General features: G+C 32.4%; 12 protein-coding genes and 1 rRNA gene. 8 read left to right on the top strand and 5 right to left on the bottom strand.

The window, feature by feature from the left end; all coding sequences use genetic code 11:
• Window position 1: 1 nt before the first annotated feature.
• The 3 genes from J3S90_RS06320 to gldJ all read right to left on the bottom strand — a co-directional run bounded on the left by J3S90_RS06320 (window position 2) and on the right by gldJ (window position 4,661).
• On the bottom strand, window positions 2-1,459 hold the full coding sequence (locus J3S90_RS06320) for an FAD-dependent oxidoreductase (RefSeq protein ID WP_210645530.1): 1,458 nt from the start codon (window positions 1,457-1,459) through the stop codon (window positions 2-4).
• 167 nt (window positions 1,460-1,626) lie between these two features.
• On the bottom strand, window positions 1,627-2,913 hold the full coding sequence (locus tag J3S90_RS06315) for a UDP-N-acetylmuramoyl-tripeptide--D-alanyl-D-alanine ligase (protein WP_210645529.1): 1,287 nt from the start codon (window positions 2,911-2,913) through the stop codon (window positions 1,627-1,629).
• 62 nt (window positions 2,914-2,975) lie between these two features.
• On the bottom strand, window positions 2,976-4,661 hold the full coding sequence (gene gldJ, locus J3S90_RS06310; protein ID WP_210645528.1) for a gliding motility lipoprotein GldJ: 1,686 nt from the start codon (window positions 4,659-4,661) through the stop codon (window positions 2,976-2,978).
• Window positions 4,662-4,860: 199 nt separating this feature from the next.
• On the opposite strand from gldJ, the gene porU reads away from it, so the two are divergent.
• The 6 genes from porU to J3S90_RS06280 all read left to right on the top strand — a co-directional run bounded on the left by porU (window position 4,861) and on the right by J3S90_RS06280 (window position 15,178).
• The gene (porU, locus tag J3S90_RS06305; RefSeq protein ID WP_210645527.1) at window positions 4,861-8,691 is read left to right on the top strand and encodes a type IX secretion system sortase PorU; all 3,831 of its coding nucleotides are present in this window, start codon (window positions 4,861-4,863) and stop codon (window positions 8,689-8,691) included.
• 33 nt (window positions 8,692-8,724) lie between these two features.
• Window positions 8,725-9,906 carry a type IX secretion system outer membrane channel protein PorV gene (gene porV, locus J3S90_RS06300; RefSeq protein WP_188049905.1) on the top strand — a complete coding sequence of 394 codons (1,182 nt, stop codon included), beginning with the start codon at window positions 8,725-8,727 and terminating at the stop codon, window positions 9,904-9,906.
• 72 nt (window positions 9,907-9,978) lie between these two features.
• On the top strand, window positions 9,979-10,461 hold the full coding sequence (gene cdd, locus J3S90_RS06295; protein ID WP_188049904.1) for a cytidine deaminase: 483 nt from the start codon (window positions 9,979-9,981) through the stop codon (window positions 10,459-10,461).
• A 136-nt stretch (window positions 10,462-10,597) separates the two neighbouring features.
• Window positions 10,598-11,596 carry a pyruvate dehydrogenase (acetyl-transferring) E1 component subunit alpha gene (pdhA, locus tag J3S90_RS06290; protein ID WP_188049903.1) on the top strand — a complete coding sequence of 333 codons (999 nt, stop codon included), beginning with the start codon at window positions 10,598-10,600 and terminating at the stop codon, window positions 11,594-11,596.
• Window positions 11,597-11,601: 5 nt separating this feature from the next.
• Entirely contained in the window at window positions 11,602-13,242 is a 1,641-nt protein-coding gene (locus J3S90_RS06285; RefSeq protein WP_210645526.1) for a pyruvate dehydrogenase complex dihydrolipoamide acetyltransferase, read from the top strand.
• Window positions 13,243-13,330: 88 nt separating this feature from the next.
• Window positions 13,331-15,178 (top strand): hydrolase/aminopeptidase, encoded by a 1,848-nt coding sequence (locus J3S90_RS06280; protein WP_210645525.1) that lies wholly within the window; start codon window positions 13,331-13,333, stop codon window positions 15,176-15,178.
• 63 nt (window positions 15,179-15,241) lie between these two features.
• Here the strand turns inward: J3S90_RS06280 and J3S90_RS06275 are convergent, their stop codons facing one another.
• The gene (locus J3S90_RS06275; protein WP_210645524.1) at window positions 15,242-16,492 is read right to left on the bottom strand and encodes a glycosyltransferase; all 1,251 of its coding nucleotides are present in this window, start codon (window positions 16,490-16,492) and stop codon (window positions 15,242-15,244) included.
• Window positions 16,493-16,971: 479 nt separating this feature from the next.
• On the opposite strand from J3S90_RS06275, the gene miaE reads away from it, so the two are divergent.
• Together miaE and J3S90_RS06265 are read left to right on the top strand one after the other, a co-directional pair.
• Window positions 16,972-17,553 carry a tRNA-(ms[2]io[6]A)-hydroxylase gene (gene miaE, locus J3S90_RS06270; protein ID WP_188049899.1) on the top strand — a complete coding sequence of 194 codons (582 nt, stop codon included), beginning with the start codon at window positions 16,972-16,974 and terminating at the stop codon, window positions 17,551-17,553.
• A 58-nt stretch (window positions 17,554-17,611) separates the two neighbouring features.
• A complete protein-coding gene (locus J3S90_RS06265; RefSeq protein WP_210645523.1) occupies window positions 17,612-20,365 on the top strand; it encodes an AsmA family protein in 2,754 nt (917 codons plus the stop codon).
• A 1,500-nt stretch (window positions 20,366-21,865) separates the two neighbouring features.
• Here the strand turns inward: J3S90_RS06265 and rrf are convergent.
• A 5S ribosomal RNA gene (gene rrf, locus J3S90_RS06260) occupies window positions 21,866-21,975 on the bottom strand.
• Between the last annotated feature and the right edge of the window lie 5 nt (window positions 21,976-21,980).

The following is a 21,980-nucleotide window of genomic DNA, read 5'->3' as shown; positions in this document are numbered from 1 at the left end:
TTTATGCCCTATTTTTTCGAATTAATCTACCTCTAGGAGCATCACCTGCATCAAGCACAATTTCAGAATGTAAAAATTCTGCAGCAAGTGCTGAACCTTTTACTTTAATAGCAGTGCGCTCTAACATCTCTTCTTCAAATGCATTCAATATACCTTTCCTAATGTCCGTTTTACGCCATTCTTTTGATGGATTACAAGCCTTTGCAATTTCTCTAGCTAACAAAAGTGAATCAATCAAGGCTTGATTGGCTCCTTGCCCCTTAAAAGGACTCATAGGATGTGCTGCATCACCTATCAGAGTAATTGATCCAACTTTTTCTAAAAGGTCAGACGGTAATAATTCGCGATCGTATACCGGATATCCTGAAATTTGAGATTCTAAAGTAACAGATACAATCTGAGGAATAGGATCATGCCAATGTGTTCTCAAACTAGCTTCTTCTTTTAACGCGTGTGGACCTTGAGCGCTTAAAAGTTTAGCTGCACTCTCTGATATTGGAAAACTTAGTTGCCACATCACCGAATCAGAAGAGTATGGCATGACATAGATTCGATCAGTGCCATTTGCAGTCTGAAATACAGTAGCTGAATCTAATAACGGACTATCAAGTTCTTTAAGAGCGCTTAATGAACAAATACCTAATATTACCATACAATCCAAATAACGCAATGGGAATCGCTCCTCTCCAATTAGCAACTTACGAACCCTACTCCGAATACCATCGGCACCAACAATTAGATCAGCCTTAATCTTTTTCAATTCCCCTTCAACTTCAAAGTTTATTTCATAACTTTCATCATCACACTTTTTAAAATCAATCAATTGATATCCCCATTTGACAAAATTTTCCTCTCCAAGTTGGCCTAATAACTTTAATCTCAAAGCTTGTCTCGATACATGCATATTAGATCGTTTGGGATTTGCTTTTACATTGTAAGGCGTCCATTTCCTTACGCCCCATTCACCGATTATCTTACCATCTGTAGTATGAACTATGTGCTTTGTTGAAATTACCTTTTCATCTAATGAGAAAATACCTAATCCTTCTATTGCTTTTCCCGCTTGCTGCAAAGTAAGCCCATAACCTTGTGATCTGGTATCAAAACTCAAATCTCGTTCATAAAGAGTAAAAGGAATACCCCGATGCAAACACGCAACAGCTAAAGCTACTCCGCCAATACCACCTCCAATAATTGCTACATGAGGAAATTTTTCTTTATCGGCTATTGGGAAATCAAGAGAAGGAATCAAGCCTGATCCTCCACAATTCAGACAAGAATACAAATGACCTTTTGGTTGAGAAGGAGCTACACCCTGTCTGTCTGACTTTTCAAATTTCTCTAATGCAATTAAGTAATCGTACTTTACTTTCTTACTAAGCCCACGACTTTTCTTACCACGCCCATGACATTCACTACAAGTGGACCAACATTGCTCTTTAATCTCTACTTTCTCCACTTAATAACAATTATTTATTGAAACTTTATTCTAAATAAATTAAACTCAGTGTTTAATCTTAATAAATATTTTAAATCTATTAATCTTATATCTTGCCAATACAAATTTAAAAGAAAATGCCATCAACAAAATTGTGATGGCATTTATTAAAACTAAATTTATATAATTTATGATATAAAATCTAACGTACGTTCTAGCGCCATTCCTCTAGATCCTTTAATCAAAATAGAATTATTTGCAAATGTATGCTCAGAAATACTATTTGAAAAATCTTCAAAAGATTCAAAATAAAAAAAATGATGCTCTTCTATTTTATTTTCATAAAAAGCAGAACCAACAAAATAACATTTTACTTCGTCTTCATTTAATAATATATTTATAATAGCACGATGTTCCTTAGAGCTTTCTTGACCTAACTCAAACATATCTCCTAATATCATAACCTTATTTGAATTCTCTAACTGAATAAAGTTTTCAATGGCTACTACCATGCTACTAGGATTAGCATTATAAGCATCTAAAATGATTTTGTTTGTACCCTTAGTTAACAATTGAGATCTATTGTTTTCAGGAATATAACTCTCAATAGCTTCCTTAATTTCTTTATCTGAAATTCCAAAATACTTACCTATAGTTAATGCAGCGTTAATATTATTTGCATTATACAATCCGATCAAGTGGGATTTAATAACCAAATCAGAAAAGAAAATCTCAACAAATGGATTTGCTTTAACTGAAGTAATATTCACATCTGCATTCCTTTTTTCCACCCCAAAAGTAAATACTCTTAATCCGTCAGATTTTTCAACTTGAATTGAATCTTCCAAATTTATAAAAACAAGTTTATCCCATTCAGAAAGATACTTATACATTTCGCTTTTACCTTGAATAACTCCTGCAACACCCCCGAATCCTTCTAAATGTGCTTTGCCAAAATTAGTAATATAACCAAAATCAGGTTTTGCAATTTCACACAAGAATTCAATTTCTTTTTGATGATTTGCCCCCATTTCTACAATACCGATTTCGGTTTCAGAGGTAAACGAAAGTAAAGTTAAGGGAACTCCAATATGATTATTCAGATTACCAACTGTTGCTTTGGTATTCATTTTTTTTGACAGGACTACATTTATCAATTCTTTTGTAGTCGTTTTTCCGTTACTACCTGTAAGACCAATTATAGGTATTTTTAAATAATCACGATGAAACTTAGCTAACTCTTGTAACGCTTTCAAGCTATCTTTAACCAAAATTGTTCGATGATCAATAAAATAAGATTGGTCATCGATTATTACGTAAGAAGCCCCTTTTTCTAAAGCTTGTTGAGCAAATACATTAGCATCAAAGCGATCTCCTTTTATAGCAACAAATAATGAATTGGCTTGAATGTTACGCGTATCTATAGAAACACTGCTACATTTTAAAAACAAACTATGAATGTATTTAATATCCATTTGAAAAGTTTTAAAAAAATAAAAGCCCTAATGAAAGGGCTTTTATTTTTTTATTATATAATTTAATTTCTTACTGATCTCTTTTTATCTGCTTTAGGTCCTACTCTTGACATAGCGCATCTAAAACCTATATAATCTGTAGCCATATCTTGTGGAAAGTATCTTCTTTGAGCTGGATCTAACCAATACGCTCTATCTCTCCAAGAACCACCTTTATAAACTCTTGATTCATCATTAATCAATGTAGTTCTTTTGTTAGAATTGTCATATTTTCTAACCATTCTACCTAAACTGTCAGTTGTAACATTATGTTTAGGAGAATTATACATGATTTTATCAGCATTAGCTTTATCATCAGAAGACTCTGATTCACCAAAATCATAATATCTAGTAGATTGTTTATCACCATCTCTGTAGTTGATATTATTACTCTTATCAAAGTTTGTTCTTAAATAAGTTTCATTTTCATCAACTGGAACTTGAGCAATTTGACCTGGAAAACTTGTAGCAACTTTTTTACCATTACTTAAAGTTTTAAACTGCATATTATCTTTAGTAACAATTTCTATTTTACCATCTGCACCGATTTTATTCTTGGTATATAGATTTCCTCTAAAATAGTTAAAGTCATTAGCTTCATTATCAATTATAGGTCTGTAAACATCCTGAACCCATTCAGCAACGTTACCGGCCATATCATACAAACCAAAATCATTTGCTGGATATTTCTTAACTTCATTTGTGATATCAGCTCCATCATCAGACCAACCTGCAATTCCACCGTAATCTCCATTACCTTGTTTGAAGTTAGCCAATTGATCTCCTTTATTCGCTCTTTTACTTGAACGAGTATAAGCACCAGACCAAGGATATTTCTTTTGACCTTTATATATGTTGTATTCTCTTTGCCCAACAGCAGCTGCAGCAGCATATTCCCATTCTGCTTCAGTTGGCAATCTATATTCTGGAAGTAATATTCCGGAAGAACGTTGTGCATAAACATTTTTTGCTTCTACAACAGTTCCGTCTTTCTTAGCTTTTGGCGCTTTTTTACCACCTTTACCTCCTTTTAAAACAATTTCTTCATTTCCTCCATAAGAAGAAGTTGGTGAATTTAAATACGTTTCAGTGTCAAAGTTGCTATCCGCAGTTACATCTTGAGTTTTAGCATCTTTTTTAAGATACCCGTTTTTTTCAAGTAATGCTTCATTTACACGCTGTGTTCTCCAGTTGCTAAATTCAACTGCTTGAATCCAATTTACTCCTACTACTGGATATTCAGCATATGAAGGATGTCTTAAATAATTATTAGTCATCGTTTCGTTGTAACCTAAACGATTTCTCCATACTAAAGTATCTGGTGATGCACCTTCGTATATGTATTTATAATTTTCTTCTGTTGGTGGATAAACATTTTTCAACCACTCTAAGTAATCTAAATACATTGAGTTAGTTACTTCCGTCTCATCCATGTAAAAAGACTGAACGTGTTGTTGAGTTGGTGTATTGTTCCAATCATGCATTACATCATCTTGTACTTTACCCATTGTAAAAGTACCGCCTTCTACAAAAACCAAACCTGGTCCTGCTTGTTGCTTTTTATTACTTGAGCCTTTTTTACCATCCATATTCCAACCCGTTGCTCTTGACGTGTTCTTTGAACTGGATTTTTTACTGCAACTTGAAAAACCAACAACCAAAATGATTGACAGTAACAACTGCATGCCCATAATTCTCTTTGCTTTCATACTCTTTAGTAGGTAATAATTTTAGTGACGCAATATAACAATTATCAATTAATAGCATCAAAATTTTTTAATAATTCTAACTTTAACATTATAATATCTAATACGGTGCAAATTTATAATAATTATTATTTAAAATTACACTAAAAAATTTATTTTTACGAATTAATAATAACAGACTACTAATCGCGTTAAAAAAGCAATGAAAAATTTATTTTCTGGATTAATAGCACTGCTTCCATTTCTTGGTTTTACTCAAATAAAAGGGGACATTTCGATCGATTGGTTAGAAAAAAAAGAGATGTTTTATGGGGACTTTAAAGTCACAATCCCTCAGTTTACAGGTGATGGCTTCCATTATGAGGCTTCAAACAAAACATTACTTTTTACTTTTAAATTAAAAGATACATTCTCTTTTGACAAAGCAAAAATAACGATCTCAAATATAACCTACGAATCAATTACAAAGGAGCAACTCGGTGATTTAACCTCTGAAAACATACCAAATAGCACCAATGAAGTTTTAAACATCTCTAAATCAAGAGGGATCAACCAAGCTTTTCTGTCTATTTCTCCTATTATTAAAGATGATTTTGGATTAAAAAGAGTAAAATCCTTCTCCTATATAATAGAAAACAACAGTTTTACCGCTGGTCGAGTTAACACTATTTCTAATCCAATTTCAAATTCGGTTTTGTCTAGTGGAAACTGGTTTAGATTTTATATAGAAAAATCAGGGGTTTATAAAATATCTAAAAATTTCCTGCAACAATTAGGCATTGACGTTGCAAACCTAAATCCAAGAAAAATTAAAATTTATGGTAATGGAGGAAGAATGCTTCCCTTATCTAATAACACATATTACCCAAACGATATAGTTGAAAATGCAATTCAAGTTGTTGGAGAAAACGACGGCACTTTTAACAACGAAGATTATATTCTTTTTTACGCAGAAGGAGTTGATACGTGGAACCAAGAAAGCAAAACAAACATCAACTTGTATGATAATAAGTCCTATTATTATATTAATACCCAAGGAGAAAACGGAAAGAGAATAAATCCATACATTCCGCCATCAGGAAATAGCGATGTAAATGTAACTAGTTTTGATGATTATCAATTTCATGAGCTAGACCTTATTAATATAGCTCGTTTAGGGCGACAATGGTTTGGTGAATCATTTGAAGTAAAAAACGAACAAGAGTTTCAGTTCTATTTTCCAAATATCGACACTACAATTCCAGTAAAAATAATGTTAACTGCAGCATCAGCAGCCTATACACCCACATCATTTGAGATACTAGCCAATGGAACCAATTTAGGCTCAATTTCGTTTCCTCCAATTAACAACAATTCTAGTATTGAATTCATTTCCTCCTCTTTACCTAACAATACGTCATTTATAGGTGAAGAAAACATAAAAATAAAATTAAAATACAACAATAATGGTGTTCCGGGCTCTAAAGGTTTTTTAGACAATATCAGACTTACAGCTAAAAGAAAGCTTCAAGGTTATGGAAAGCAATTTCATTTTCAATACGAACAATCTGGTTCTGTGAATGGAATTGTAAATTATGTGCTATCAAATGCAACAACAATACATCAAGTTTGGGAAATAAGCGATCCTTACAACATAACAAAAATTGAAAATCCAAATCAGAGTACTTTTGATTTTAAATCAAATCTAGCTGATGGCAAAAAATATATTGCATTAGACGAAAATGATTTTTACACGCCATTGAAAGAAGCTAAATCAAAAATTGCAAATCAAAATTTAAAAGGAACGCTATTTAAAAACAGTGAAGGACAGTTTCAAGACATTGATTATGTAATTATTTCACCCACTTTTTTAGTTTCAAAAGCTGAAAAATTAGCCAACTTTCATCGCAATCACTCTAATTTGAATGTCAAAGTAATTCCTTTAGAATTAATATACCAGGAATTTGCATCTGGAAAACAAGATATAGCTGCAATTCGTAATTGTATCAAATATGTATATGAAAATGCTTCATCTAATGATAAAAGACTTAAATACATTAATCTTTTTGGAGATGCCTCTTATGATTTTAAAAATAGAATCCCCAATAACACCAATGTTGTTCCTATATACCATGCTTTAAACAGTAATTCGACTGGAGAATCTTCGTTTGCATCGGATGATTTCTACGGGCTAATGGATGCTAATGAAGGTAATATTACTTCTTATTTTGGAGGAATCGATATTGCAGTAGGCAGAATGCTTGTAAATGATTTAAAACAAGCAGATGAAATGGTAAATAAGATTATTGAATACCACGACATAAGATCTTACGGAAGCTGGCGAAACAATATCTACTTGCTTGCCGACGATTCTGATATAGCTTCGGATGCTACTTTACAAGCTAGACAAGATAATTTAGCAACCAAGATTTCTATTGAAAAACCTTTTCTAAATGTAAATAAAATTTTTTTAGACTCCTACTCTCAAGAATCCTCTGCAGGCGGAAACCGTTATCCAAAAGTAAGAACTGATTTTTATAATGCATTTGAAAAAGGCGCACTTATCTTTAATTATTTAGGTCATGGTGGTGAGGACGGTTTAGCATCCGAAAGAGTTTGGGAAAAAATAGACGGACAAAATTTGAAAAACCAATTCAAATATCCATTATTCATTACCCTCACTTGTGAATTTTCTCGTTTTGATAATCCATTTAGGCCAACTGCTGGCGAGTATACTTATTGGAATCCCAAAGGAGGAGCTATCGCCATGATTACAACCATTCGTTCTATAGGTCAGACTAGCGCAGAAAACTTTAATGATCTTTTGTCTAAAAACTTATTATCATATCAGTCTAACCAATATACTTCTATTGCAGAGGCATTGAGAATTTCAAAAAACAGCAACCCAAACTCATCTAGTAATATTGTTTTTTACATTGGCGATCCTGCATTAATGTTGGCATTGCCTAAACCAAACATTAGATTAACGAAAGTAAATGACATACCGATATCTCAATCAATAGATAATTTAAAATCATTATCTAAAATCAAATTATCCGGTGAAGTTACAGACGAAAACAACAATCTATTGACTAATTACAGCGGCGAAATAGCAACAACTATCTTTGATAAAAACATAAAAAGAACAACTTACAATAACGATGGATACAGTCCAGCAATAAATTTTGATGTTTTAGGAGAAACAATATTTAGAGGCAACGCATCTGTTAAAAATGGTCAATTTGAATTTAGTTTTGTAGTACCTAGAGATATTCGAATTCCGTTGGCAAATGGAAGAATAAGTTTTTATGCTAAAAAAAATAATGAATTAGAGAATGCAACAGGTTATGACTCCACTATAAAAATAGGAGGAATTAATGAAAATGCAGTTGCAGACAATATTAGTCCAAGAGTTAAGTTATATATGAATGACGAAACTTTTGTTTCTGGAGGCACAACTAATGAATCGCCTTTTTTGGTTGCGCATCTTGAGGATGAAAACGGAATCAACACAGCCAGCGGAATAGGTCATGATATCGTTGCTATACTTGATGGAGATAGTAGCAATCCTTTTGTATTAAACGATTACTTTCAAACAAAGTTAGATGATTTTACTAAGGGTACATTGCGTTTCCCTTTGCGAAAATTAACTCCAGGATTACATACAATAACGTTCAAAGCCTGGGATGTATACAACAATCCCGTAACTGCAGACATACAATTTGTAGTTGCAGGAGATGATAAAATAACATTAACGCACGTTTTGAATTATCCCAACCCATTTGTAAACTATACTGAGTTTTGGTTCACTCACAACAAGCCTTACGAACCTTTAGAAGTTCAAATTCAAGTCATGACAATAACCGGTAAAATAGCTTGGACTAGAAATCAAATTATAAACACGGAAGGCTTCTTATCTAAAGAGATAACTTGGAATGGCAGAGATGATTTTGGAGACAAAATAGGAAAAGGTGTTTACATTTACAAACTAACTGTAAAATCTACCTTGACCAATATGAAAAGCGAAAAATTTGAAAAACTTGTTATACTTTAACACTATATTTGCACTATTAACATTACTTTAAAAATGAAAAAAAAAATATTTATTCTCATTTATTTTATCATCATTTATTCTGCTAAAGCTCAGGACCGAACAATATCTACTGGAGTTCCTTTTTTACTAGTAGCGGCTGATGCAAGAGCAGCAGGTATGGGTGACATGGGAGTTGCAACCTCTGCAGATGCTTTTTCTCAGCAATGGAATCCAGCAAAATATGCTTTTTCAACAGATGCTCAAGGTTTTTCAGTAAGCTATACTCCTTACTTAACTGACTTAGTAAATGACATATCGCTTGCGCAACTTACCTATTACAATAAGCTAAACGAAAGAAGTGCTTTTGCTGCCAGCATTAGATATTTTGGTCTAGGAGATATTGAGCTTCGTCAAAATGGAGACGTCAATGAAGATTTTGCTACAGTATCACCAAACGAATTTGCTATCGATGGTTCTTATTCTTTAAAATTAAGCGAGAAGTTCTCAATGGCTATTGGGGGACGTTTTATAAATTCTAATTTAAAATTCATTAACGAAAATAATGATACATCATCCGCAAGTTCTTTTGCTGTGGATGTAGCCGGTTTTTATCAGTCCGAAGAAATCGCCTACAGCGAATTTAACGGAAGATGGAGAGCAGGATTTAATATTCAGAATTTAGGTCCAAAGATAAATTATGACAAAGACGAATTGAATAAGAATTTCTTACCTGCAAATTTAAAAATTGGAACTGGATTTGATTTTATTTTAGATGACTACAATAAAGTATCTTTAAATGTTGAATTTAATAAACTATTAGTTCCCACTCCACAAAATAGCGATCTTAACGGAGATGGAGTAATATCAGGTTCAGAAGAAATAGCATTATTGGCAAAAAATAACGAAGAATATCGTTCCATAGGTTGGACTTCAGGGATTTTCAAATCATTTGGAGATGCTCCTGACGGAATTAAAGAAGAAATGAAAGAGTTCACTTATGCTCTTGGTGCCGAATATTTATACCAAGATTCCTTTGCCATGCGTTTAGGATATTTTCATGAAAGTCCATTAAAAGGAGCCAGACAGTTCTTTTCATTGGGAGCTGGTTTCAAATACAATGTAGTAAAAGTAGATGTATCTTATTTATTCTCTTCTTCAAAAGTAAAAAACCCATTAGAAAATACTTTACGATTCTCACTTACTTTTAATTTTGGAGACAAATACGACCAATATTAAAATAGATTTTATTCATAAATAACAATCCAAATTTCAACACTATGAAATTTGGATTTTTTTTCCTCAATAAACATGAAACAAATATCAATTACAACGCAGTTTACATCATTTGAAAACGTTCAAGAACTTCCAAATGAAATACAAGATCTAATGGCGCAAGCAATTGAAGTCAGAAAAAATGCCTATGCTCCCTATTCAAATTTCAGAGTGGGTGTTGCTATTCTTCTAGATAACGGAAAAACAGTATTGGGTTCTAACCAAGAAAATGCAGCTTATCCTTCTGGACTTTGTGCGGAACGAGTAGCTATTTTTTATGCAGGAGCAGTATACCCAGATGCCAAAATATTAAAAATGGCAATTACAGCAGCTTCAGATACGAACCAAACTAAAGCCCCTATACCGCCCTGCGGTTCTTGCAGACAATCGATTGCAGAATACGAAATTCGCCAAGAAACACCTATAGAAATTTATTTCATGGGAGAAATCGGATCGATATATAAATCGGAATCTTTAAAAAACTTACTCCCATTTATGTTTGATAAAAAATTCTTGTAAAAAATCTAAAAATAACCTATTAAATTTTAGTTCTAAGTTGGAATGTGTTATTTTTGCATTTCGCAAATTTGTGGAAGGAAACTATTTTGCGTTATTAAACACAAGTTGTTAACACTTTAGCAAAAGAAAAAATCAGATGAAAGAAGTTACAAAAGAAGTATATTTAAAGTGGTATGAAGATATGTTACTTTGGAGAAAGTTTGAAGACAAACTTGCCGCGTTATACATCCAACAAAAAGTTAGAGGATTTTTACATTTATATAATGGTCAAGAGGCCGTTTTAGCAGGTGCATTGCATGCAATGGATTTGACAAAAGACAAGATGATTACTGCCTATAGAAATCACGTACAGCCAATAGGTATGGGAGTAGATCCTAGACGAGTAATGGCTGAACTTTTAGGAAAAGTTACTGGAACATCAAAAGGAATGGGTGGTTCCATGCATATTTTTTCTAAAGAACACCGTTTTTATGGTGGACACGGAATTGTAGGAGGTCAAATTCCTGTAGGTGCGGGATTAGCTTTTGCTGATAAATATTTTGAAACTGGCGGTGTAACAATGACCTATTTTGGTGATGGTGCAGCACGTCAAGGATCATTACATGAAGCTTTCAACATGGCTATGTTATGGAAACTTCCAGTTGTTTTTATTGTAGAAAACAATGGATATGCAATGGGAACTTCTGTAGAAAGAACAGCAAATCATACTGACATCTGGAAATTAGGATTAGGATATGAAATGCCTTGTGGACCCGTTGACGGAATGAATCCTGTAAAAGTTGCTGAGGCAATGACCGAAGCAATCGACAGAGCACGTCGCGGAGATGGACCAACTTTCTTAGAAATGAAAACATACCGTTATAGAGGTCACTCTATGTCAGATGCGCAATTATACCGTTCTAAAGAAGAAGTAGAAGAATACAAAAAAATAGATCCAATTACACAAGTTTTAGATGTAATTAAAGATCAAAAATACGCTACCGAAGAAGAAATTGAAGCAATTGATCAAAGAGTAAAAGATTTAGTAGAAGAATGTGCAACATTCGCTGAAGAATCAGACTACCCTCCAATTCAACAACTATACGACGTAGTATACGAACAAGAAAACTATCCTTTTATACCTCATAAACTATAATCAATATGGCAATCAAAATAACAATGCCTCGTTTGAGCGATACTATGACGGAAGGAACAGTAGCAACTTGGCTAAAAAAAGTAGGTGATAAAATTGCAGAAGGAGATATTCTTGCTGAAATTGAAACCGACAAAGCAACAATGGAATTTGAGTCTTTCAATGAAGGGACATTATTATACATAGGAATTCCTGCTGGTGAAACTGCTCCAGTAGATTCACTATTAGCTATCATCGGAAAAGAAGGTGAAGATATTTCCTCCTTAATTTCTGGAGATGCTGCACCAACACCAACAGCCGTTACACCTACAGCAACTGAACCAAAAAAAGAAGAAGTTTTAGCTCCTGCAGCTCCAACAAGCGAAGCACTTCCTAAAGGAGTCATCGTAGTTACTATGCCTCGTTTAAGTGATACAATGACTGAAGGTACTGTTGCTACTTGGTTAAAAAAAGTAGGTGATAAAATTTCCGAAGGAGATATTCTTGCTGAAATCGAAACGGATAAAGCAACAATGGAATTTGAATCATTCAACCAAGGTACTTTATTATACATTGGAATTGAAGAAGGAAGTACTGCAGCAGTTGATAGCCTTTTAGCGATCATCGGACCAGCTGGAACTGATGTAAGCGCAATTGCCGCTAATCATAAAACTGGTGGAGCACCACAAACAGCTCCAGCAAAAACGGAAGAAAAAGAAGTAGTTTCTACTGAAAAAACTGCCGAACCTGTTGTACAGGAACCTTCTACTGAGGGACAAAGAATCTTAGCTTCTCCATTGGCTAAAAAAATTGCTAGCGACAAAGGAATCCAATTAAATCAAGTAAAAGGTTCAGGAGAAAACGGACGTATCGTAAAAAGCGATATCGAAAACTTTACTCCAGCAACTGCCGTTCCACAAGCTGCCACTCCTGCTAAAACAGAAACTATTACTGCACCTGCTGCAAAAGCATTTGTTCCTGCTGGAGAAGTATTTATTGAGGAAATAAAAAATTCGCAAATGCGTAAAATCATTGCGAAACGTTTAGCTGAATCTTTATTTACCGCACCTCACTACAACTTAGTGATCGAAGTAACTATGGACGATGCAATGAAATCAAGAGCAATTATCAATAGCGTTCCTGATACAAAAGTATCTTTTAATGATATGGTAATCAAAGCTTGTGCTTTAGCATTAAAAAAACACCCAAAAATAAACTCACAATGGAGAGAAGATGCAATTATCATCAATCATCATGTAAACATTGGAGTTGCCGTAGCTGTTGAGGATGGATTAGTAGTTCCTGTATTAAAATTTACAGATGCAATGAGTTTATCACAAATTGGCGGAAACGTAAGAGACCTTGCAGGAAGAGCAAAAAACAAAAAATTACTACCAACAGAAATGGAAGGAAGTACATTTACTGTTTCGAACCTTGGAATGTTTGGAATCACTGAATTCAATTCTATTATCAACCAACCCAACTCTGCAATCCTTTCTGTAGGAGCGATTGTTGAGAAACCAGTTGTTAAAAATGGAGAAATTGTTGTAGGAAACACAATGATGTTATCTCTTGCATGTGACCACCGTACTATCGATGGAGCAACTGGAGCACAGTTCTTACAAACATTAAAACAATACATCGAAAATCCAGTAACTATGTTGGCATAATCAATATATTTCATATTAAAATCCCGTTTTGTCGTTTCAAAACGGGATTTTTTATTTAATTAAGAATCGCTAACTAACCTTCATCACTATGAAAAAATTATTTATTCTATCTTTATTTATGTTGACTCTTGCTTGCCAGCAAAAAAACAATATTCAAAAGAATGTAATTGTTACTGACAAACATACTTTTTCTAAACCAAATCTGGCAGTTGTAAAACATTTAGATCTTGATATTAATGTAAATTTTGAAACCCAATCAATTTCAGGAAAAGCATCTTGGCAAATTGACAATGTAAGCAAAGGAAAAGAAATTATCTTTGATGAAAATACACTTACTATTACAAAAATAACTTTGGGTGACGAAGAAAAAGAGACCCAATTTAAACTTGGAAAAGAAGTTGAATTACACGGAAGACCGCTTCATATAACCATAGAACCAAACACTACAAAAGTTAACATCTATTACCATACAAATAAAGGTGCTGTTGCATTACAGTGGCTAACTCCACAGCAAACGGCAGATAAAAACAAACCATTTCTATTTTCTCAAGGAGAAAGCATCTGGTCACGCACTTGGATTCCTTGTCAAGATTCACCAGGAATTCGTTTTACTTATAATGCAAAAGTTACGGTTCCTAAAGATTTAATGGCGGTAATGAGCGCCGTTAATCCACAACAAAAAAATGATACCGGAATTTATATTTTCAAACAAGACAAAGCAATTCCATCTTATTTAATGGCAATTGCCGTTGGTGATATTGAATTTAAATCTATCGACAATCGAACAGGCGTTTATGCTGAACCATCCGTATTAAAAAAAGCGGCTTGGGAATTTGCCGAATTAGGAAAAATGGTCGCCGCAGCAGAGAAACTATACGGCCCGTATCGTTGGGGACGTTATGATGTTTTAGTTTTACCTCCAAGTTTCCCTTATGGCGGAATGGAAAATCCAAATTTGACATTCCTAACTCCTGGTGTTATTGCAGGCGATCGTTCGTTGACGAGTTTATTAGCGCATGAATTAGGTCACAGTTGGAGTGGTAATTTAGTAACAAATGCTACTTGGGATGACATTTGGCTGAATGAAGGTTTTACAACTTATGTAGAACATCGCATTGGCGAAGCCATTTTTGGAAAAAAAGAAGCCGAAATGCAAGATGTATTAACTCGGAAAGTGCTTGATGATAGTATGCTTGAATTTGGCATTACAAATCCTGATACTCGTCTTAAAGTAGATTTGGCTGGAAGAAATCCAGATGATGGAATCAGTGAAATTCCTTATGAAAAAGGGTATAATTTTTTAAAGGTAATCGAGCAGGCAGTTGGTCGTGAAAAGTTCGATATTTTCATCAGAAATTATTTTGATGCGCATGCTTTTAAGTCAATCACCACAGAAGATTTTATTGCCTATTTCAATGAAAATCTTATCAAAAATGACAAAGTACTTGCTGATAAAATAAAAGCAGAAGACTGGATATATAAACCCGGAATACCAACAAATATAGTTCCATCAGTTTCTGAAGATTTTAATGCAATAGATGTTATTCAAAAAAGTTGGAGAAAAACGGGTGTTAAAGGATTAAGTCAAAAAATAAAATCAACTACAGAGAAGCAACATTTTATAGATTATCTTCCTGAAGATATTACGCCTAAAGAAATGGCCGACATTGATGCCGAATTTAACTTTACTAAAGATGGGAATTTCGTAATTAAACGTCAATGGTTTGTGCCTGCAATGCGCAGTCAATATACAATTGCTTATCCTACAATTGAACAGTTTATGATTGCTACTAGTAGAACTGGATCATTAATGACGCTTTACAAACAAATGGTAAAAACTTCAGAAGGAAAAATTTGGGCAAAAAAGATTTTTGAAAAAGCAAAATCAGGATATCACGCCACAACTATTCAAAGCGTTGAAAGCTTACTTAAATAGTTAGCAAAGTTTTACACGTAACATATTTCTCAATATGAGTTAATAAAAATTCCAATTAAGCAATTAATTGGAATTTTTGTTTTTTGTTTCTATCCACTTTGACATATACATAGTACTTTTCAACGTATGATGTTGCAATAACTCTCCCATAAAATTATTTAAACGATGTTGTTGTAAATTATTTAATGTGAATTCTACTCGTTCTTCAAAATCAACTTCAAATGATGATCTTAAATATCGTTTTTCTATAATTGCAATTCCATTTATTTGGGCTGCCAGCCAAAGTTTTTTGTCTTGATATAATTCTACTGCTTTTTTGGCGAAAATTTCTAGATTGTCTTCAACAAAGCCATTCCAAGATAAATCTGCTTGCATTGACTCCGCTCCAATAGAAGTGGTGATGCTTGGTGTCCCGCATTGCATGGCTTCTAATAATTTTCCTTTTATTCCAGCACCAAAGCGCAAAGGAGCCAAAACTATTCGTGCTTTTAGAACTACTTCATTAGCATTTTCTGCACGCCCTTTTATCAAGAATCCTTCTTTCACATTATTTAATTGTAAAATTTTTTGTGACGGATAAGCGCCATAAATATTTAAAACCGCTTCGGGTAATTCTTTTTTTATCAATGGCCAAATCGCTTCCTTGAGGTACTGAACGGCATTCCAATTGGGTTCATGAAGAAAATTACCAATAAAAACAAAATCTTTACGGTTTTCAAAAGAAGGGAATTTTTCTAAATCAGGTATTTGATGTGATTCTAATAAAAGCGGCAAATAATACAATAAGCTGCTATCAATTTTAAAAGTAGTCTTTAGCAATTCGATTTCAAATTCGGAAATCATCAGAGAAAAATCAGAACGTAGAATACTGGCAATTTCACGTTTGGCCACTTCTTCAACTAACAAATCCTTTGTTTGAAATTCTCGTTTTTCTTTGAAGGCTTTTTGTCTGGCTAATCGCAAACAGTGTAAATCTTCGGTATCTAATATTCGTAACGCATTTGGACAATTCTCGGCAACGCGCCATCCAAATTGTTCTTCGATCATAAATCGATCGAATAAAACAATTGTTGGATTCAATTCTTTTACGAAAGTGTCAAAACTGGAACTATTCAACGCAATTGATTTTTTTTCGACCTTGTACTGGCTTAAATCAACCATAAAGTCGCTGTCTTGAGCTGGACTTGCAAAAGTGACCTGAAATCCCTGTTCCTGAAATAGCAAAATCAATTGCATCATTCTCCCTCCTGCCGCCGAAGAATTGGGTTCTGGCCAGACAAAGCCTATTATTAAAAGCGATTGTGTTTGATTCATAATTTTAAAAAATTCTTACTGCAAAATAATGCTATTTTATTGGTAATTATAAGTGAGAAGTGATTTAACTACTAAAGAAATTAACAACACTATTGCGAATTAGAATTTATACAAAAAAATGTTACTAATTTTTTAAAAAAATTTAATTCTTAAGTAAAAATTACAATATGAATTCTAGATTTAATTACAGATTATTGTAATTGTATTTGAAATTAATGCAATTCAATATCAATAGTTTGCGTGAGGGATAGCAGTGTAAAGCCCGGAATCTCGATGAAGCTTTTTGCGTAATCGAGATGAGGACTTGAAACGGATAGCCCGACAGCAATAAAAACGGCTATGAGGTTATATGAATTCAGCCGTTTTTTATTGGTGGCACGTCCTAATTATATAAAGACAAAATCATTAAGCATTTGAGTATTAATCCTTAGAAATCAGCCGGAAAAGACTAATTTTGCAGTTAAATTAATTGCAATATCATGTTAGGATTAAAATTAGCCACAGACCCAAGATGGGTAAATATAGTAGAATCGAATATTCACGAAATTTTGACAGACCACGCTTGGTGTGAACAAAAAGCTGCTTCGAATGCGATAAGTTTGATCACACAAAATCCTGAAAAAGAAGAGTTAGTTACAGAACTATTAATTATTGCGCGAGAAGAATTAGAGCATTTACAGATGGTTCATGATATCATTAAGAAAAAAGGTCTTCAGCTAGGTCGCGAAAATAAAGACCATTATGTGAACGAACTTTTTAAATTTATGAAAAAAGATGGTAGTCGAAATGATGCTTTGATTGATCGATTGTTATTTTCAGCGATGATTGAAGCCAGAAGTTGTGAGCGATTTAAAGTACTCTCTGAAAACATAGAAGATCAGGAATTGGCTAAATTTTATCGTGATTTAATGATTTCTGAAGCGGGTCATTACACTACTTTTTTAAATTTTGCCAGAAAATATACTGAAAAAGTAGATGTAGATAAACGCTGGGCAGAATGGATTGAATTTGAAACATCCATCATTGTTAACTACGGCAAAAACGAAACTGTACACGGATAAAATTTAAATTTTTCAAAAAAAAACCTTCCAATTTCTTAAGCATATCTAATTATATCAAATGTCTTCTTTAAAATCTATTTCTTTAAAAGTATTAAAATACCTAGGGATTACCCTTGTCAGCTTATTAGCTTTTATGTTTATTGCTCCTTATATTTTTGCAGATAAAATTAATGCAGAGATTAAGAAAATTGCCAATGAAAAGCTAAATGCAAAACTTGATTATTCTGAATCAAATATTTCTTTTTTCAATCACTTTCCTTCATTAACCGTCGGTTTACAGCAATTTAAACTCAGCGGATCTGTTCCTTATGAAAACGAGAAACTGATTACAGCGAAAGAAATTGCTTTTGGTATCAATGTTTCTAGTTTGCTATTTGGAAAATCGATAAATATTGACAAAATTTTTGTTTCAGAAGCTGATATAAATGTAAAAGTAAATAAGGAAGGGCTTGCAAATTATAACGTTTATAAAGCTAACACCACCCAAAAAGAGCAGAAAAGTGAGGACAGCTCCTTAAAATTAGAGAAAATAGAAATCAAAAATAGTAAAATTGTTTATGATGATTTATCGACTAAACTTCACTTTGATATATTTGGTTTCGAGTATTTAGGAAAAGGCGATTTGAGCAAGGCAGTTTTTGATTTGTATTCTAAGGCAAAAATTGAAAAACTAAATATTCTGTATGAAAATGAACCGTACTTAATGAACAAAAAGGTAAATGCCGATTTGATTACTAAAGTAAATGTAAATTCACTTTCGTTTATTTTTGAACAAAATGATTTGAAAATTAACAACCTTCTTGTTGATTTTAAAGGAAAATTTGATTTCCTGAAAGAAGGCTACAACATGGATTTTATTCTGAAAACGACTAATAGCAATCTAAAAGATTTCTTTACTGCTTTTCCTCCAAAATTTATTACTTGGTTGAATAAAACAGAATTAAAAGGCACCACAGATTTTCTTCTAACTTTGAAAGGAAATTATATTGCCTCCGATAACGTTGCACCAGCACTTAATCTTGACTTCAAAATAAGAGATGGTTTTGTGAATTACAACAAAAGCACAAATCCAATAACCCATTTAAATCTAAATATTGCTACCAAAGTTCCTTCACTAGATCCTAATCTTGTAATTGTAGATTTAAAAAATTTGTCTTTAAAAATGGCTAACGATTATTTAAAAACAAAAATTTATAGCACCGGGACAACTATTGCTCAAGTTGATGCAAATCTAGATGCAAAGATTGATTTAGGGAAGTTAAATCAAGCACTTGGAATTCCAGAAATTGAATTAAAAGGTATTCTTATTGCTGATGCAAAAGCAAAAGGGCTATTCGACCAAAAGAAAGGTGTTTTTCCTGTTACCAATGCAAAAATTGAATTGAAAGAAGGATATTTAAAAACGAAATTTTATCCAAATCCTATTACTAACATTCAACTTATAGCTAATGTTTCCAATACCAAAGGTACTTTTGATGATTTAAAAGTAATTACAAAACCAGCACAATTTACTTTTGAAGGAAATCCTATTTTTATAGATGCTGATCTCAGCAATTTTAAAAATCTAACTTATGATATCAAAGCCAAAGGGATTTTAGACATTGCCAAAATATATAAAGTTTTTGCGCAAGAGGGTTTAAACGTGCAAGGATTTATAAAAGCCGATTTACATTTAAAAGGAAATCAAAGCGATGCTGAAAAAGTTAGGTATTCTAAATTACATAACAGTGGAACTTTAGAAATTCGTAATATTAATGTAATAACTCAATATCTGCCAAAGAACTTTCTGATCAAGCAAGGAATATTTAAGTTCAACCAAGATAAAATGAACTTCAAAACTTTCCTAGCTTCTTATGGACAATCTGATTTTAAGATGAATGGTTATTTTCAGAATGTTTTTAATTTTATGGCGTCAAAAAATGGAGTTTTAAGGGGTGCGTTTTCTTTCAATTCAAACTTTATTAATGCTGATGAATTCATGTCAACAACAAATAATTTAGTTCCAACGACAGTTACAGAAAAAACTTCCAGCTCGAAAGTAAATGTTGCGAGTAAAGGTGTAATTCTGATTCCACCCAACCTTGATTTATACTTACAAGGAAATGCACAAAAGATTGACTTTAACGGACTAACTCTCAAAGAAGCTAAAGGAGCTTTAAAACTAAAAAATGGTTTATTAACTATACAAAATACAGGTTTTGACTTGATTGGTTGTAAGATTACGATGGATGCAACTTACCAAAATATAACATTAAAAAAAGCCTTATTTGATTATCACATAAAAGCAAGCGAATTTGATATAAAAAGAGCTTATAATGAAGTGAAACTTTTTAGAGAAATGGCAAGTGCAGCTGAAAAAGCACAAGGAATTATATCATTAGATTACAATTTGAAAGGCCGACTAAACGAAAATATGGAGCCTGTATTTCCTTCTTTAGTTGGTAATGGTATTATTTCAGTAAAAAATATAAAATTTTATGGTCTAAAAATGTTCAATGCTGTTGCAAGCAAAACAAATCATGAAGGTTTAAAAGATCCTGAGGTAAACAAAATTGACATAAAGAGTTCAATAAAAAATAACATCATTACTTTAGAAAGATTTAAGTTTAAATTTGCTGGATTCAGACCAAGAATAGAAGGAACAACAAGTTTAGATGGAAAGTTAAATATAAAAATGAGATTAGGATTACCACCTTTAGGAATTATTGGTGTACCACTAATAATAACAGGTAATAAAGACAATCCAAAGGTTAAAATAGGTAGAACTTCAGAAGACTTAGAAGAGACACAAGATACTAATGATTATTTATAACAATGCAATAAAAAAGCTCGGATGTACAATACGCATTCGGGCTTTTTTATTAAAATTAATATTTTAAGAAATGATAGTTGATCATTTTGATTTAATACCAACAATTAAAGGAGAATAAAAGATCATCTTTTCAATTCTATAAAATTGTTTTAACTACAAGGAGTTATACTATTTTGATAACTGATGGTTTTCATAATGAAATTGATATTCTGAATTTCTCTTACCAAGATAGTTCCGTTTTGTTGCATATTAAACGTCAACGATGGAAAGAATAGTAAATTGGTTCTAGGACATTTGAATTTAGTTTGAAATGGGAATCTTTAAAAGAGAGTATTCGTTTAAAAAAATAATCGATACTAAATATATAAATTGCAATACTATCAAAGGTTTTTTTGCTATTGAAGGAAAGGAACTTCATTTTCAATATAAAAAATCATTGATTGATTTTGAAACTTTTTTTTAAAAATCTTATCCTGTAGATTAATTCATTTACTCTAAAACATTAAAAAAAGACTTTTAACTAACTAAACAATTTTTTATAAATGAGAGTTACATACCATTATTACCTACAAGTTTAAGAAAAGCAAAAAATGAAGCAACGTCGTTGTATTCTCAGCAACTAATATTAATCAAAAAATAGAAATAGTCCTTAGTATTAGATTAGCAGAAACACTAAAAGTAATCACTTTGAATATTTTCAACTTAGTAAAAAAATATTAACACAAAATATTTTTTTGAGATAGTACAAATAACTTATATATTTAATCTGCAAAAAAGTCATGAAGCCTTATAATATACTATAATACAATCAAGATGTAAACTTTAGACTTAGAAAATTAAGCAATCAAATAAACTAGAGAGAAAGGTTTAAAAGGATAAATATTTTGAATTTGATAAAGGTGATACTAAAAAACAAATTTTAATTCGAATAAGGTTTTTGTTAGGTTTAAGTTATAATAAATGTCTACTAAGACAACATAGCAATAATATTATTTACATAGTCAATATAATAGCTTACCATATCATTCAAATTTTTCCCATACATTTAAAACTACTAACTATGATAGCGTTTGTTTAAACAAAACTTATACATGACTATATTTTTTTTTAATGTCAAAATTTGAAAACTTTAAATAAAGTGTCTTTAATACTATAAAATTGCAATATCAGTCAATCTAAAACTATTTTGACAATAAAAGTGATCAATGCTTCACTACAATCTTTCAATGCTAAAATAAAAGCTTTTAAATTTCAATTTAGAAGTGTGAGGAATATAGCGTTTTCCTTTTAGGCTAAACAATATCTATGCATAATTTACCAATTGCAATGTATCTAAATTTATACTTGTTTTTTTATTCAACTATTGATAAGGACCTAATTCTTTTTTAATAATAATTAAAACATTCTATAATACTTTTAATTACAAATAAAATAGAAGATTAAAATGGGGATTTGATATAAAACAAAAAACCCTTCATCGATAGATGAAGGGTTTTTAAAGAAAGGCGACGACATACTCTCCCACATAACTGCAGTACCATCTGCGCAGGCGGGCTTAACTACTCTGTTCGGGATGGGAAGAGGTGAGCCCCGCCGCAATAACCACCTTAAGGTC

It is taken from the genome of Flavobacterium flabelliforme, from assembly GCF_017948675.1.
Classification (GTDB): Bacteria; Bacteroidota; Bacteroidia; order Flavobacteriales; family Flavobacteriaceae; genus Flavobacterium; species Flavobacterium pygoscelis.
This window is presented reverse-complemented; position numbering and strand designations above follow the sequence as displayed.

What these genes read in the sequence shown, in the direction of transcription:
- J3S90_RS06315 (WP_210645529.1), bottom strand. Translation starts at nt 2,913, where the DNA reads ATGGATATTAAATACATTCATAGTTTGTTTTTAAAATGTAGCAGTGTT.
- gldJ (WP_210645528.1), bottom strand. Translation starts at nt 4,661, where the DNA reads ATGAAAGCAAAGAGAATTATGGGCATGCAGTTGTTACTGTCAATCATT.
- porU (WP_210645527.1), top strand. Translation starts at nt 4,861, where the DNA reads ATGAAAAATTTATTTTCTGGATTAATAGCACTGCTTCCATTTCTTGGT.
- porV (WP_188049905.1), top strand. Translation starts at nt 8,725, where the DNA reads ATGAAAAAAAAAATATTTATTCTCATTTATTTTATCATCATTTATTCT.
- cdd (WP_188049904.1), top strand. Translation starts at nt 9,979, where the DNA reads ATGAAACAAATATCAATTACAACGCAGTTTACATCATTTGAAAACGTT.
- pdhA (WP_188049903.1), top strand. Translation starts at nt 10,598, where the DNA reads ATGAAAGAAGTTACAAAAGAAGTATATTTAAAGTGGTATGAAGATATG.
- J3S90_RS06285 (WP_210645526.1), top strand. Translation starts at nt 11,602, where the DNA reads ATGGCAATCAAAATAACAATGCCTCGTTTGAGCGATACTATGACGGAA.
- J3S90_RS06280 (WP_210645525.1), top strand. Translation starts at nt 13,331, where the DNA reads ATGAAAAAATTATTTATTCTATCTTTATTTATGTTGACTCTTGCTTGC.
- J3S90_RS06275 (WP_210645524.1), bottom strand. Translation starts at nt 16,492, where the DNA reads ATGAATCAAACACAATCGCTTTTAATAATAGGCTTTGTCTGGCCAGAA.
- miaE (WP_188049899.1), top strand. Translation starts at nt 16,972, where the DNA reads ATGTTAGGATTAAAATTAGCCACAGACCCAAGATGGGTAAATATAGTA.
- J3S90_RS06265 (WP_210645523.1), top strand. Translation starts at nt 17,612, where the DNA reads ATGTCTTCTTTAAAATCTATTTCTTTAAAAGTATTAAAATACCTAGGG.